This window comes from Candidatus Dedyshia acidiphila (assembly GCF_051025295.1).
Taxonomy (GTDB): domain Bacteria; phylum Acidobacteriota; class Terriglobia; order Terriglobales; family Acidobacteriaceae; genus KBS-83.
The window spans coordinates 25,185-40,287 of the sequence record NZ_JBMGJV010000019.1; the positions used below are offsets into that span (position 1 = coordinate 25,185).

The 15,103-nt window shown below is 62.6% G+C and carries 9 protein-coding genes and 1 pseudogene; 5 read left to right on the plus strand and 5 right to left on the minus strand.

The window, feature by feature from the left end:
- Window positions 1–30: 30 nt before the first annotated feature.
- The 5 genes from AC5IJH_RS09650 to AC5IJH_RS09670 form a co-directional block, all read right to left on the minus strand.
- Window positions 31–3,225, minus strand: a complete 3,195-nt coding sequence (locus tag AC5IJH_RS09650) for an efflux RND transporter permease subunit (RefSeq protein ID WP_491902605.1) — start codon at window positions 3,223–3,225, stop codon at window positions 31–33.
- Entirely contained in the window at window positions 3,225–4,532 is a 1,308-nt protein-coding gene (locus AC5IJH_RS09655; protein ID WP_491902606.1) for an efflux RND transporter periplasmic adaptor subunit, read from the minus strand. Before AC5IJH_RS09655 ends, AC5IJH_RS09650 begins: the two co-directional genes overlap by 1 nt.
- Window positions 4,529–5,650, minus strand: a complete 1,122-nt coding sequence (locus AC5IJH_RS09660; RefSeq protein WP_491902607.1) for a TolC family protein — start codon at window positions 5,648–5,650, stop codon at window positions 4,529–4,531. Before AC5IJH_RS09660 ends, AC5IJH_RS09655 begins: the two co-directional genes overlap by 4 nt.
- A gap of 298 nt (window positions 5,651–5,948) precedes the next feature.
- Window positions 5,949–8,537, minus strand: coding sequence for a glycoside hydrolase family 31 protein (locus AC5IJH_RS09665; protein WP_491902608.1), 2,589 nt, complete (start codon window positions 8,535–8,537; stop codon window positions 5,949–5,951).
- Between the two features lie 109 nt (window positions 8,538–8,646).
- On the minus strand, window positions 8,647–9,348 hold the full coding sequence (locus tag AC5IJH_RS09670) for a TMEM175 family protein (RefSeq protein ID WP_491902609.1): 702 nt from the start codon (window positions 9,346–9,348) through the stop codon (window positions 8,647–8,649).
- Between the two features lie 147 nt (window positions 9,349–9,495).
- On the opposite strand from AC5IJH_RS09670, the gene AC5IJH_RS09675 reads away from it, so the two are divergent.
- From AC5IJH_RS09675 to clpX, 5 genes and pseudogenes are all read left to right on the plus strand, one after another.
- Window positions 9,496–10,734, plus strand: coding sequence for an aldose 1-epimerase (locus AC5IJH_RS09675; RefSeq protein ID WP_491902610.1), 1,239 nt, complete (start codon window positions 9,496–9,498; stop codon window positions 10,732–10,734).
- A 248-nt stretch (window positions 10,735–10,982) separates the two neighbouring features.
- Window positions 10,983–11,240 carry a CPCC family cysteine-rich protein gene (locus AC5IJH_RS09680; protein WP_491902611.1) on the plus strand — a complete coding sequence of 86 codons (258 nt, stop codon included), beginning with the start codon at window positions 10,983–10,985 and terminating at the stop codon, window positions 11,238–11,240.
- A gap of 263 nt (window positions 11,241–11,503) precedes the next feature.
- Entirely contained in the window at window positions 11,504–12,880 is a 1,377-nt protein-coding gene (gene tig / locus AC5IJH_RS09685; protein ID WP_491902612.1) for a trigger factor, read from the plus strand.
- 50 nt (window positions 12,881–12,930) lie between these two features.
- Window positions 12,931–13,530, plus strand: a pseudogene (clpP, locus tag AC5IJH_RS09690) (ATP-dependent Clp endopeptidase proteolytic subunit ClpP); the annotation flags it as partial.
- Window positions 13,531–13,566: 36 nt separating this feature from the next.
- The gene (gene clpX / locus AC5IJH_RS09695) at window positions 13,567–14,844 is read left to right on the plus strand and encodes an ATP-dependent Clp protease ATP-binding subunit ClpX (protein WP_491902613.1); all 1,278 of its coding nucleotides are present in this window, start codon (window positions 13,567–13,569) and stop codon (window positions 14,842–14,844) included.
- Window positions 14,845–15,103: the final 259 nt, after the last annotated feature.

Here is a 15,103-nt window from a genome sequence, read left to right on the forward strand (position 1 = left end):
AATCCCGGCTCACGCCCTCAAAACGCGACGCTACTTCTCGAGCCTCTTCGGGGAGAAGCTCGCATACAGAAGCGGCAGCACATACAAAGTAAGCACAGTCGCGGTCACTAATCCGCCGATGACGACGGTCGCCAGCGGCCGTTGGACCTCGGCTCCGCGCGAGGTGGAGAGCGCCATGGGGATGAACCCAAGGCTCGCCACCAGCGCGGTGATCATGACCGGTCGCAGCCGGTCCGATGCACCGGAGCGGACCGCATCTTCAATCGAGCAGCCGTTTGTGCGAAGCGAGTTGATATGGCTCACCATGACCACGCCGTTCAGCACAGCGATCCCAAACAGTGCGATGAAGCCAACGCTGGCCGACAGATTTAGATTGATGCCGCGCAACCAGAGCGCTGCGACGCCTCCCACCAGCGCCAGCGGCACGATCAGCAGAATGAGTAGCATCTGCTTGGCATTGCGGAAGGTCGCGTACAGCAGGCCTGCAATGATCAGCAGCGACACGGGAAAGACGATCAGCAGACGCGCCTGCGCCCGCTTCTGATTCTCATACTGCCCGCCCCACTCCAGGTGATACCCAGGTGGCATCGCTAGCTGCTTCTGGACGGCCGCCTGCGCGTCACGCACAAAGCCGCCCAGGTCGCGCCCTTCCACGTTGCTCATCACCACCACACGTCGGTGCGCCTGTTCGCGATTGATCAGGATGGGGCCACGTACCTGGCGAATCTCAGCAACCTGGTCCAGTCTCACCAGTTCCCCGTTCGCGCTCTTGAAGGTGAGCGCCCGCAGCTGGTCCGGATCATTGCGCAGTGTTGCGGGCAGACGAAACGCAATCGGAAAGCGCTGCTCCCCCTGGATCATCTCGGACACCTGGCGGCTACCATAGAGTGACTCGATCAGTTGCTGCACGTCGCTCACGGCCACACCGTAGCGAGCGGCCGCCGCGCGGTCGATCACGATCTGCAACTCCTCAGCGCCGGAGATCAGCTCCATCTGCGTCTCTGACGCACCCTTCACGCCGGCGATGATGCCGCGTGCCTGCTTGCCGAGCTGCTCGAGCGTGTTCAGGTCTTCGCCGAAGATCTTCAGCGCTGCGTCTCCCCGTGTGCCGGTGATGGTCTCGTCCATGCGCATCTCCATCGGCTGCGTGAACTCGTAGTTCACCCCGGGGAGCTTGTTCAGCTCTACAGTGATTCGGTCGGAGAGCTTTTGCTTGTCCGCCGGGCTCTCATCCTGAACTTTCTTCACATAGTTGATGTAGGAGTCCGACTCGTATTCGCCCATGGCTTCCGTCGCCAGGTCGGGGCGGCCCAGCTTCGTCGTGACGCTACGAATCTCAGGGAAGCTCATGATCGTTCCCTCGATCTGATTGCCGATACGGATCGACTCTGAAAGAGAGATGCCTGGCAGCTTCTTCGACGTGATGACGAGCGAGCCCTCATCCAGCTTTGGCATGAACTCAGTGCCGATAAACTTCAGCGAACCAAGAGCGAGCACAACCGCAATCGCGGAGACGATCAGAATCGGCTTGCGATGGCGCTCCGCCCGCGTCAGCGACCGGGTGTAGCGTGTGCGGAGCTTGTCGAACCAGCTCTGCTTCTTCGAGTTGTTCGCGTCGTGTCCACCCTGGTTCAATTGGCGCATCCTGTGCCGCAGAGCGAAGCTGCAAAGCGTGGGCACAACGAACAGCGCCAGCAGCAACGAGCCGAGCAGCGAGGAGACCACCGTGACCGCCATGGGCCGGAACATCCGGCCTTCCAAACTCTGCAGCGTCAGAACCGGCAGGTACACCGAAATGATGATCAGCACACCGAAGATGATCGGCCGCGCGACCTCGTGCGCAGCGCTGCGAATAATTTCCAGCAGGTGTTCATTCTCGTCCTTGTGCCCGCTTCCGACGGGATCACTCTGCTGCTTGTCCGCGCCGAGAGCCTGCTCTCCAATAACGTGCGTCGCTTCATGGTCACGCTCTTCCCTGCCGTGTGTTCCAGACTCGAGCCGATGGATGCAGTTCTCCACCATCACTACGGAACCATCGACGATCGTGCCGAAATCGATCGCGCCCAGGCTCATCAGGTTCACCGAAATCCCAAACACATCCATGCCGATGAACCCAAACAGAAGCGACAAAGGGATCGTCAGCGAGACAACAATTGCCGCTCGCCAGTCGCCAAGAAAGATGAGCAGAATGACGAGCACCAGCACCGCGGCCTCGATCAGGTTGTGCTCCACGGTATGCGTCGTGGCATCGATCACATCACTCTGGTCGTAGAAGGACACAATCTTCGCGCCCCCTGGCAGTTGCAGATGCGCGATCTTGTCCTTGACCTGCTGAATGAGCTTCTGCCCGTTCTCACCGCGCAGGATGATCACCATACCGCTCACCGTCTCGCCGTGCCCGTCGTTCATCACCGCGCCGTGTCGCAGCAGTGGCTCCGGCGCAATCGTGGCTACCTGATTCAGCAGTACGGGAACTCCGTTCGACGTGCTCACTACCGTGTTGCCGAGGTCTTCCACGCTCTTGGCACGGCCGAGACCGCGGATGGTGTACTGCTGCTCTGCGTGCTCGATGTAACTCCCGCCGAAGTTGGCGTTGTTGTCCGTGACCGCCTGCAGTACATCGTGCAGCGTCAGGTTGTATCTGCGCAGCGAACCCGGATCCACCTCGATCGTGTACTGCTTCGTGAGCCCGCCCCAACTGTTGATCTCGCTCACGCCCGAGATCGTCTGCAGGGCGTAGCGAATCGTCCAGTCCTGCAACGTTTTCAATTCCATCAGGCTCAGGCGCGGCGACTGCACCGTGTACTGGTAGACCTCACCGAACGCGGTCGCCATCGGGCCCATCACGGGCTGCAGCCCCTGCGGCAGCCGCCCTTGCACCTGGTTGATGCGCTCGGAGACAAGCTGCCGCACCAGGTACTTATCCATGCTGTCGTCGAAGATCACGGTCACCATCGACAGCTCCAACTTCGACGTGGAGCGCACCATCTGCAGCTTCGGGAGGCCCATCATCGAGCTCTCGACGGGAAATGTGACAAGCTGCTCGACTTCCACCGGTGACATGCCCGGGCACTGCACCGTGACCACGACCTGGTTGTTGGTCAGGTCAGGAAAGGCCTCAAGCGGCAGGTGCAGCATCACCGTGATGCCACCCACGATCAGCGTCAGCAGAAAACCCAGCACCAGCCAGCGGTTATCGAGCAAAAAGTCGATGACTTTGCCCATCAGCCTTCGCCCACGCTGCCCTTCAGCAGTTCGCCCTTCACCATGAAGGCGCCATCCGTCACGATCTTCTCTCCGGACGACAAACCCTCGGTGACCTCCACCAGCCTCTGCGAATGTACGCCAAGCTTGACCGCACGGACCTGGAATGTCGTGCCATCTGCCGTGACGAATACGACGCGCAGTCCGTTCACATCCTGCAATGCGTTCTCTGGAACGAACACCGCAGGGCGCGTACCTGTTTCGTCGATGGCTGCGGTGGCAAACATACCTGGTCGCAGCTTCGTGCCAGGGTTTGGCACCAGGACGCGGACGGGCACAGTACGCGTCTGCGGGTCCAGTTGGTCGCCCAGCATCCGGACAGTCCCGGGGAAGCTGGTATCCGGATAACCCTGCGTCGTCACCGTGGCACGCGCGCCTCGTCGCACGCCGGGCAGATCCTTCTCGTTCACCGCCGCGCTCACCCAGACCGTCGACAGGTTCGAGACGACAAAGGCTTCCGATCCCAATGTCAGCACCTGTCCCGGCGTCGCCTTGCGCTCGATCACACTGCCGGCCGCAACAGCTCGGATGGGCACCAGTTCCTTATCGTAGAGGTGGCCCGGGATCAGTGAGGCGGGTTGCACCTGTAGCAACTCCGACAGGTGCTCGCGTTCCATGTGCACGCTGGCCTGTGCATCCGCCAGGTCCTTCTGCGCTTGCTTCAGCTCCTGCTCTGCGCGCTGCGCCTCTTCCTGGCTGGCGGCTTGTAACTGCAGCAGGTGCTGATAGCGATCGCGATTGACCTGGGCAAATCGGACGGCCGCTGTCTGGCGATCCAACGCAGCGTAGGCCTGCGTGAGTGCGCCCTCTGTCTCGTGCACCGTGTGGCTGTGCATCCATGCCAGCGTCTGCCCTGCGCGCACCTGGTCGCCGGGAAGCACCAGCACGCGTTCTACCTGCCCGTCGAAAAGCACGCCGATATGATCGGTGTGCTTTTCGTCCATCCCCACCTGCCCCGCCACCGTCAACTGCCGGGGCACGCTGCGCACCTCAACTGCTGCAACACGGATGCCGGCCTTGCCCAAATCCTCAGGCGCGATCTTGACGCTGCCCACCGGCAACCCTGCATCGGCCTGGCCGGAACCTCCGCCTGCAGCACTGGACCTCGAGCTGGACTTGCCACTCGTGTCCGCTCCGCCGCCCGCAGTGTCGGAGCCACTTGTCTTGGCCTTCTGCCCTCCGTCGGAAGCACTACTCCCTTTGCAGCCGGTTGAAGATGCGCACACGGCGAGGCTCAGTACCAGCACGAAATGTAAGCGGCGGCTCATGGCTGGACTCCATAACTCAGTTGCAGTCGCAGGGCTGCCTCCCGGTAGTCGGCGTAGGTACGCAGAGCGCTGACCTCCACATCGAACTCGGTCCGCTCCGCATCCAGATAGCGCAACAGGTCGACTCCGCCAATACGGTATGCCTCCGTCATCAGCTGCAGATTCTGCCGTGCCTTCGCGCGCATATCGGGCAACAGGTCGGTGACTATTTCCTGCTCTCGCCGATAGTTCTCTTGCGCCTGCGCGATCTCGGCCCTCGCCTGCACTTCGAGCGCGAGCAGGTTATTCCGCGCCGACCGCACACTGGCCTCCGCGCGTTCGATCTCGCCCTGGTTCCTGTTACGAAATTGCAGCGGAACCTGCAGAGCCCCGTAACCCGTGTTGTTCGCAGAGTTCCTCTTGTAGCCGCCGATTAGATCGAGGTCCGGAACGCCGTTCGCCTTCTGCAGCTTCACGTCGGCCTCAGCGGACGCTAGCGCCTCGCGCGCCTCGTCGAGGTCTGCGCGTGCCGCCAGGGCACTCTCGACGGGTACTGGCTCAACGCTTGACATCGTCTCGATGGGATCGCTCAGCTGCACGTTCTGCGCTGGGGGCCTCCCCATCTGTTTGAACAACTCCAGCCGCGCCCGCGCCGCGTCCCGCTCAGTGGAGCGCAGCGTCATCTCCAGGCGATCGCGCTCGATCTGCATGCGCAGCAGATCCACGCCGCGCATCGCTCCGGCATTCACGCGCTCCTGGTGGTAGCGCACCATCTCATCCACGGCCTGCATGTCCGCCGTCAGGAGCGTCACCATGCGCTCCAGGACTGCCGCATTCCAGTAGGCAGAGGCCACGCGGCCCGCAATCATGAACCGGGCCATCTGCTCCTGCGCGCGTGCCTGTCCCAGCCGCGCATCGGCCAATGCGATCCGTTTGTGCCGCTTGCCGTCCAGTTCAAACGTCTGGCTGATGAAGGCGTAATCCTCCGTCTGGGTCGGGAAGTCGAATTCATCCGCCCACGGCCGCCAGTCCTCCGACTGCAGAAACAGCCGAGGGTTCAATCCCAGCGCTGCCTGTCGCCGCTGGCCTCGCGCTTCATCCGTGCGCGCGGTCGCCGCCTGTGCCATCGGGGCGCTCATCGCCTCCTCGATCGCCTGATGCAGAGTCAGTTGCTGTGACTGCTGTGCCGCGCAGGGAAGAACACCAAGGCAGAGCAGCAGCAACCCCCGCCGGGCTCCCCGACTCATCTCGCGCCGCGTTCTGTCGCGCGTGGCCTGTTCGCCCCCGCTTGCCCTGTGCACAGCAAGTCGGATGCGCAGGGACGGCCTTTCGCTGTTTGCCCGGGCTGGTGAGTTCGCCCGCGTCAAACGGAAAATGCGCCGCTCTCAGGTTAGCTGCGAGCCATCACTCATGTTGCTGCTGCGGCGGCATGAGGCGTCAGCGGCTGTACTTGAGCGTCATCTCTGCACCTTTTCCACTGTCGACCACCGTCGCGACCATCGCCTGGCGCGAAGCGTCGTAGGTGGCAAGCGTTCCGTCGGCGCCCTCCGCTTTCATTGCCGGGCCGCCGTGCACTTCAATGCGCAGTGCCTGCCACCACGCGGGATAGCTGCCCTCGCGCGGCGCCGCCTTCACCGTGACCGTGTCACCGCTCACATTGCAGGAGAACTGCTCCCGAAGGAACGCGCCCTTCTGGTAGTCGAGCGTCGTACCATCGTCCAGATACACGGAGCCACGGCAGGGCTGCGCGCCGCCCTCTCCGCCCTGCGGCAGATAGACCCCCAGCGTCAGCGGTCCCTGCGGAGTTTCGTTTGTGCTCTGGGTCAACGGTGCGATCGGCAGGATCGCGCCCTCCCGCACAAACACCGGCAGCACATCGACGCTGGGCTTGACGTGGAAGTCGGCCATGCGGCGCTCCATGTCCTCGCGTGCGCCGGGCTGCTCCAGATCGCGGCTGGTCAACTTCGGCAGCGGCGGCAGCTTTGCGCCGGTCCAGTAGTCGTACCAGGTGATCGGCGGTAGTTGCACAAAGTAGCTGTCGAGCTCATCCGGATACGTCGGCGGCGCCACCAGGATGTCGGGGCCGAACAGAAATTCGCTCGGTGCATCCAGGTCGATCGGGTGCTTGTCACTGGTCGCGTCGGGGAAATCGACAAACAGTGGTCGCACGATCGGCACGCCGGTGCGCGTCATCTCTTCAGTGACGGTGTAAAGATACGGCATCAGCCGGTAGCGCTCCTCAATGTAGCGGCGACGGATGTTCTCGGCCTCGGGCCCATGCACCCACGGCTCTTGCATCGCGGTGCCCTTCGCGGTGTGATCGCGATCGATCGGTTGGAACGCCGCCACCTCGAGCCACTTGGTCAGCAGGTCGGGCTGCGGCGTTCCGGCAAAGCCACCCACATCGGCGCCGGCCATTGCAAAGCCGCTCAGCCCAAGGTTCTCGATCATCGGCGTCGTCAGCCGCAGGTGGTTCCAGGTGCTCGAATTGTCGCCAGTCCACGTCGCCGCGTAGCGGTGCCCGCCTGCATAGCTCGCACGCGTCATCACGAACGGCCGCTGATTCGGCGCCGCGGTCTGCATGCCCTCGAACGTCGCGCGTGTGTTCTCCATGCCGAAGATGTTGTGAATCTCCAGGTGCGTGGCGGTGCGCTTGCGGAACCCCGGCTCGTCGATGCGATGCTGCACATCATCGGGCATCGTCTTCGACGGCACCTCAAACACAGCAGGCTCGTTCATGTCATTCCAGAAGCCCGCAACGCCCTCCTTCATGAAGTCGCCGAACAGAGGGCCCCACCACGCACGTGTTTTGGCCTGCGTGAAGTCGGGAAAGACAGAAGGCCCCGGCCAGACCGCACCGGTGTAGACCGATCCATCCGGATTCTTCACGAAGTGATCACCCGCCGCGCCAGTGTCGTACGGTTTGTAACCGCTGTTGGGCAATTTCGCCACATGCAGATCGACGATCACGACCGTGTGGAAGTTCTCTTCCGCCAGGTCCTTCACCATCTGCGCGAAGTGCGGAAACCGCTCCGTGTCTACCGTGAAGGGACGATTCTCCTTCTGATAGTCGATGTCGAGCCACAGCACGTCCGCAGGAATGTGGTCCGCGCGCAGCCGATGCGCAACGTCGCGCAACTCGGACTCCGGATAATACGAATAGCGCGACTGCTGATAACCCAGCGACCAGCGCGGCGGCAGCGGCGTGTGACCCACCAGCCACGTCCACGCGCCGAGCACCTGCTTCGGGTCCGGCCCATAGAGCACGTAGTAGTCGAGCGGGCCATCAGGCGCGGCGAAGCTCCACGCATCGCGCTGTTCCTTGTCAAACTCCCACGACGTGCGCCAGGTGTTGTCGAGGAACAGCCCGGCGGCGCGGCCCTCGTTCATGGTCAGCACGAACGGGATCGTCTTGTAGATCGGGTCCGTCGACTCCTGAAAGCCGAACGCGTCGGTATTCCACATCGTGAACGCCTGGTTGCGGCGATCGAGCGAGCCCGGCTTGTCGCCCAGCGCGAAGTAGTGCTCGGCCGCCGGCGACACCTTCGTCACGCGATAACTCGATCCGTAATACACGAGCGGACGCCCGGGCTGGTCCTGGCTCACGACATGGCCTTCGAGATCCGTCACCTTGAGCGCAGCGGTCCCGCGATCGACAGCGACAATCAGCTTGCCCGTCTTGAAACCGACAGCGCCGCCGCTCGTGGTCGGAGTGACCCGCACCTGCGCGGTCCGCGAGTCCGGCAGCACCGCCCAAGATGCGTCCTCCGGCAGCGAGCCCTCCCGGCCCACACGCACGCGGATCACATCGTCACGCAGCGCCGTGATCTCGATCAGCGTGCGGCTGCTGCGCAGCCGGATGCCGTTGGGCAGCGGCTCGCTCGCCGTGATGCGATCGACCATTGCAACCGATGCAGTCGCAGCGTGAGCCGCCGGTATCACCAGCGCAGGCGTGAGGGCGCAGGCGAGCGCTGCGGTAGCAATCAGGAGAGAAGAGCAACGGCGCACTGCGGTCGGAGCGTGCATCACTGTAGAAACCCTCAAGGTGACGTTTCAGATGGCGTTTGCAAGCGCGAGCGCATCACCAACTCGCGCTTGCACTGCGGCGAGAATACTCCAGCGCCGCGCCAGCGACTCACTCCTCCGCTGGCGGCACACCCGTGTACGGCGGAGCCATCGACCCGGCCTGTGTCCGCTCCCGCTCATGCGCGTCCAGGCGATCCGCCAAGCGCTCGACCCAGAGCCCGGGAATCGCGTATAGCAGTGCGACCAGCACCACAAGCGCAAGCGACACAATTGGGCTGCGATATGCCACCGGGATCGCCACAACATAGATCAGGACCGCGGTCGCATTCTTGCGATGCGCGGCGCGGCGCAGGTTGACCAGCTCCGCTTCATTCAGATTCTGCCGCCCGATCGCCAGATCGAGCACGAAAAACATCACGCCGCAGATCATCATCGTCCCCGCATAAATCGCCGTCGGGAACGAGCTCAGCCGCGTGCTCTCCATCCACTCCGTGAAGAACGGCACCAGCGACAGGCTGAACAGCAGCGCAATGTTCGACCAGAGGATGCCCACATCCACCCGGCGCACCCGATGGAAGAGATAGTGGTGATTGATCCAGTACACCGCAACAAAGAAGAAACTAATGATGTAGCTGATAAATAACGGCCACGCATGCAGCAGGCCGCGTGGACTGTCTGTCAACGGCACCTTCAGCTCCAGCACCATGATGGTGAGGATGATGGCGATCACACCATCGGAGAAGGCCTCAAGGCGCGCCGGGGAGAGCGGCTCGTCGCCGATCAGGCGCTGGCGGGCTGGTACGCGGTTCATGTGGGGAGAGTATCGGCTCTGCGCGTCAACTGCGCCAGTCTTATGGACGCTTCCTCGGCTTCGCGCATCTCGGCGTAGAATGGGTCCGCTTTGCGCGACCCTGCCCCCAAGACGCCGTGCTCACTTCGTTCATCCGAGGCTCCTTTCATGTCGCAAGTCCATCCGCTTCTGTCTCTGAAAGCCGCATCCGCCCCCGCTGCCCTGCTCCTCTCCGCGTCCTTGCTGCTGGCATCGGGCTGCAAGTCCGCACCCGCGCCGGAGGCCAACAACCAGCCCGCCGCGACGACGCCCACCACCACGCAGATCAACGGTGAGGATGTCGTGACGCTCGAGCGCAAGGCCAACGCTGGCGGTAAGCAGCCGGAATTCCTGAGCGCCACCGTGATTCCAGGCCGCGGCATGAATCTGTTTCAGATCACGGCCGACCTGCCGGGCAAAGGCAAGACCAACATCCTGTTCTCGCCCTCGCTCGACGAGGCGAAGAGCAAGCTGAGCGGCGGCACGGGCGACAAGTTCGGCAATGCCTCCTTCAGCTTCGGCGGCGCGTTCCTCGTGCCTTATCCGAACCGCATCCTCGGCAAACTGTCCGACGACAAGCAGTCGCTCACGACGAGCTGGCATGGCAAGACGCTCACTCTGCCCGCGAATTTCTCTGGCAAGAAAGAGGGCGCGCCAGTGCACGCGATTCACGGACTGATCAACGATGCGAAGGTCGAAGATGTACACGTGGCCGACAGTGCCGATGGACAGACCGTGACCGGCGTGTATCACGCTGGCGACTTCGGCGGACACTGGCTCTCGAAGACCGACCTCAGCTTCACCATCGCACTCGCCGGCAAGGACGTGACCGCCACCATTACCGCAAAGAACGTCGGCGATCAGCCCGAGCCGATGTCGATCGGCTGGCATCCGTACTTCGCCATCCCGAGCGGCGATCGCTCCCAGGCCAAGCTGCACGTTCCCGCGGCCCAGATGGCGATGGTCAACAACTATGACGACGTCTTCCCCACTGGCAAGCTGAAGCCGGTCAAGGGCACGCCTTACGATTACAGCGCGCCCGGTGGCAAGGCGCTCGACGGCAGCTTCCTCGATGACAACTTCTCGAAGCTGACACGCACAGACGGCGTGGTCGATGTGCAGCTCATCGACCCGAAGGCGAACTACGGTATTCATGTGCTCGGCGTCTCCCCAGAGATCAAGACGGTGCAGGTCTATGCGCCCACCGACCCGGGGAAGAACTTCGCCGCCATCGAGGAGCAGTTCAACTTCGCCGATCCGTTCGGCAAGGAGTGGCACGGCATGGACACCGGGATGGTGACACTGAAGCCCGGTGCATCCGTCACGTGGACAGTGAAGCTTGAGCTGTTCACGCCAGAAGCGAAGTAGGCTCGACGCGGTCACAAGGGGCAGAGCCACACGGCTCTGCCCCTTTCGCATTCGCGAGTGAGATCGCGGCGCATGCCATGACATTCCTCTGGTCAAACTCAAAGTCGGAACGCGCCGGAAGAAACACCACGGCCCTTTTCTGCACAAACTCGCGCGTTGGGGCCGCGCACTTCCTGTTTCGGAAAAAGTGACAGGGGAGAGCGCGAAGTGTCGTGCAACTCCGCCTTCCTCACCACGTCATAGCAGGTATGAAAGCGACACAAGTGCGCTGCCTTTGCTGCGGGTACCGGACATTGACCGCTCCCGCCACCTTTGAACTCTGCCCGGTGTGCTGGTGGCAGGACGATGGCCAGGATGAGACGGATGCCGACGTGATCCGCGGAGGCGCCAACGGTATGCTCAGCCTCAGCGCAGCTCGCGTGAACTTCCTTGCGTGCGGCGCGTCGGACCCTCGCTTTCGTGAACGCGTGCGTGCACCGCTCCAGCAGGAGCGCGCGGCCGCCTGAGCTTCGGCTCTGGCGACGCGATCACTCCATGGGGCCGTAGAGGGCTGGCGGTCGCGTGCGCAGGCTCCGCCGCCCTCGCGCCATCCTCCTCACCGCACACATACATTCCTCCCGTCACCACGACCGTCCCGCCGTGGTTTGACCCTCTTCCCAAAGCCTCATACCATGAGTGGAGAGAGCGGCCTGCGTGCGCCCCACCGGGGTGCCAGGCACCGGCTCCTCCTACCAGATCGCACCGGCACACCCAGCCGCGGAAGGCACACTTGAGCAATACAGAGACTGTTGACACCCCGACGCACCCGGAGACCACCGCCCCCGAGGGCACTGAGCAGCACGAGCACACTCACCAGCACGGTCCCACCTTCAACCCCGAGGTCACCCGCTCGGTTGAGGTCACCATTCCGGCCGATGAAGTCTCCCGCGCCATGCGGGGCACGGTGAAGAAGTACCAGAAGCAGGCGCGCATCCCGGGCTTCCGTGCAGGCAAGGTGCCCGAGTCGCTGGTCCGCTCGCGCTTCGCCGAGGGCATCCGCCAGGAAGTGCTCGAGGCCGTGATGCCGCAGCACTTCCAGCGCGCCATCGCCGAGGGTGGCCACAAGCTCGTCTCCCAGCCGCAGGTCATCGACATGTCCATGGAAGATGATCAGCCGCTCTGGTTCAAGGCCAGCTTCGAGGTCATGCCGGAGTTCTCCGTCGACGGTTACAACGACGTGAAAGTCGAGAAGCCGAGCGCTGACTTCTCCGAAGAGGACTTCCAGACCGAACTCGAGCGCGTGCGCGACTCGCGCTCCACCATGGAGCCGGTCGAAGAGGAGCGTCCGCTCGCCGACGGCGACTGGGCCCAGATCAACTTCACCGGCAACTTCACGGAAAACGGCGAAGTGGTGAACGGCCAGGACAATACGGGTCCGATCACTGGCGAGGAAGTGCTCCTCGAAGTGGGCGGCGCGAACACCCTGCCGTCCTTCACTGAGGCACTGCGCGGCGCGAGCGTCGGCCAGGAGCTCAAGTTCGAGGTCGCCTACCCTGAGGACTTCGGGGAGAAGCGTCTCGCCGGCAAGACCGTCAGCTACGACCTGACCGTCAAGGGCATCAAGCGCAAGGTGCAGCCCGAGCTGAACGACGACTTCGCTAAAGAGCTAGGCGATTACGCAACTTACGACGACTTCCTCACCCAGTTCCGCAGCAATCTGCAGACTGAAAAGACACGCCGCACCGAATCCGAAGTCCGCGATCAGTTGCTCAATGCACTCAGCGAGCGCTTTCAGTTCCCCGTTCCTGAGTCGCTGGTGCAGCAGCAGATCGATGTCCGTCTAGATCGCGGCCTTCGCGCCCTTGCGGCGCAGGGCATGCGCGAAGAGGACATGAAGCGCCTCGACTTCGCTCGCCTGCGTGCAGCCCAGCGCGATTCCGCCACAGCAGAGGTCAAATCGCTGCTGATTCTGGACCACATCGCCGAGCAGGAGAAGGTCGAAGCTACCGACGCGGAGGTCGAGCAGGAGCTCGAAATGCTATCGCTTCAGTTGCGTGAACCGGTCGATACCCTGCGCGTGCGATTGACGCAGGATGGGACGCTGGCTAGAATCCGTGAACAAATTCGTCGCGACAAGACTGCGAAGCTTCTGGTCGAGCGGCTTTAACTCCTGACACCCGGCAACCCTCAGCAACACGCAGCGCACACGAGCAGAAAAGAGACAGCATGGCATTAGTACCGATGGTCATCGAGCAGACGAGCCGGGGCGAGCGCGCCTACGACATCTACAGCCGTCTGCTGCGGGACAACATCATCTTTCTGGGAACACCGATCGACGATCAGATCGCAAACCTGGTGATCGCCCAGATGCTTTTTCTCTCCGGTGAGGACCCAGAGAAGGATCTTCAGCTCTACATCAACTCGCCGGGCGGATCGATCACGGCCGGGCTCGCGATCTACGACACGATGCAGTTCATCAAGAACGACGTGGTCACGTACTGCATCGGGCAGGCGGCCTCGATGGGCGCCTTTCTGCTCATGTCAGGCACCGCTGGCAAGCGCTTCGCGCTGCCTAACTCGCGCATTCTGATCCACCAGCCTTCGATGGGCGGGCTCTCCGGCCAGGCCACCGATATCGATATCCATGCTCGCGAAATCCTGCGCATCCGCGAGATCACGAACAACCTGATGTCCAAGCACACGGGGCAATCACTCGAGCGCATCGAGCGCGATGTGGAGCGTGACTTCATCATGAACTCCCCCCAGGCGAAGGAATACGGCATCATCGACGAGATCATCGACCGGCCGCGTACGTAGCGGTCGGCCGGGGACCGCGGCGATAAGGAGCAGTCCATGAAAACGCGCACGGGTTCCGACGAGACACTCCGCTGTTCGTTCTGCCATAAGTCGCAGGACGCTGTGGCCAAACTGATCTCCTCCCCCAGTGACTATCCGCGTGCGTACATCTGCGACGAATGCGTCGCAGTGTGCAATTCCATCCTTGACGACGACCGCACAGAGACTCAGCCCGGAGCCGCGCCTGCCCACCTGCCCAAGCCGCAGGAGGTCAAGGCGTTCCTCGATGAGTACGTGATCGGTCAGGACACGACCAAGAAGAAGCTCGCCGTTGCGGTCTACAACCATTACAAGCGTGTGCAGATGAACCGCACCCGCGGCAACGATGTCGAGCTCTCCAAGTCCAACATTCTGCTGGTCGGTCCGACCGGCAGCGGCAAGACCCTGCTCGCCCACACTCTGGCCAAAATGCTGGACGTGCCCTTTGCCATCGTCGATGCAACGACGCTGACCGAGGCCGGCTACGTCGGCGAGGACGTCGAAAACATCATCCTGAAGCTGCTCCAGGCAGCCGACGGCGACGTCGCCCGCACCCAGACCGGCATCATCTATATCGATGAGATCGACAAGATTGGTCGTAAGGATGAAAATCCCTCGATCACTCGAGACGTCTCCGGTGAAGGTGTGCAGCAGGCCCTGCTCAAGATCCTTGAGGGCACCGTCGCGAACGTTCCGCCGCAGGGCGGACGCAAGCACCCCCATCAGGAGTTCACCCCGGTCGACACCACCAACATCCTGTTCATCTGCGGCGGCGCCTTTGTCGGGCTGGAGCGGGTGATCGGACGTCGCGTCGGTAAAAAGGCGCTCGGCTTCAAGGCACTGACCGAAAAGCAGGTCAAGGCAGAGCAGGCCACCGCGGCCCAGCGCGACAACGACCTGCTGCGTCAGGCGGAGCCGCAGGATCTGATCAAATTCGGCCTCATCCCCGAGTTCGTCGGACGTCTGCCGGTCATCGGCATCCTCGACGAGCTGGATGAGGTAGCACTGGTCGAAATCTTGACCAAGCCGCGCAACGCCATCCTGAAGCAGTACCAGAAGCTGTTCGACTACGAAGGCGTGAAGCTCAACTTCAGCGCCGACGCCAGCTCCGCCGTCGCACGCGAGGCACTGCACCGCAAGGTGGGCGCCCGTGGCCTCCGCATGATCCTCGAAGAGCTGATGCTCGACCTGATGTACCACCTCCCCAGCAAGAAGCAGATCAAGGAGCTGGACATCACGGCCGAGATGGTCGAAAAGCGCGATCTGTCGCAGCAGCTGCTCGAGAAGGCCGGCTAGGCCAGCAGAACACAGGTGAGCCGGGACCCACCCGGCTCGCCACTTTCCTCCCTGTACGTCAAACTAAGGTCATCCCGAAATCCGGCTGTTTTCCGTCATGCGGAACAGTCCGGTGCCCTGCTTGATCCGCGGGTGATCCACCCCCTCTGGTTTGGTTTACAGTTTCTAGAGATCGAGAGACACCACACACCCGAGCCTGGCCGCCGAGCCTTTCCTATCCGCTCGAGCATCTATAGACGGACGGCCCGTATTTCGAACA

Coding starts and splice junctions, on each gene's coding strand:
- AC5IJH_RS09650 (WP_491902605.1), bottom strand. CDS start 3,225: ATGGGCAAAGTCATCGACTTTTTGCTCGATAACCGCTGGCTGGTGCTG.
- AC5IJH_RS09655 (WP_491902606.1), bottom strand. CDS start 4,532: ATGAGCCGCCGCTTACATTTCGTGCTGGTACTGAGCCTCGCCGTGTGC.
- AC5IJH_RS09660 (WP_491902607.1), bottom strand. CDS start 5,650: ATGAGCGCCCCGATGGCACAGGCGGCGACCGCGCGCACGGATGAAGCG.
- AC5IJH_RS09665 (WP_491902608.1), bottom strand. CDS start 8,537: ATGCACGCTCCGACCGCAGTGCGCCGTTGCTCTTCTCTCCTGATTGCT.
- AC5IJH_RS09670 (WP_491902609.1), bottom strand. CDS start 9,348: ATGAACCGCGTACCAGCCCGCCAGCGCCTGATCGGCGACGAGCCGCTC.
- AC5IJH_RS09675 (WP_491902610.1), top strand. CDS start 9,496: ATGTCGCAAGTCCATCCGCTTCTGTCTCTGAAAGCCGCATCCGCCCCC.
- AC5IJH_RS09680 (WP_491902611.1), top strand. CDS start 10,983: ATGAAAGCGACACAAGTGCGCTGCCTTTGCTGCGGGTACCGGACATTG.
- clpX (WP_491902613.1), top strand. CDS start 13,567: ATGAAAACGCGCACGGGTTCCGACGAGACACTCCGCTGTTCGTTCTGC.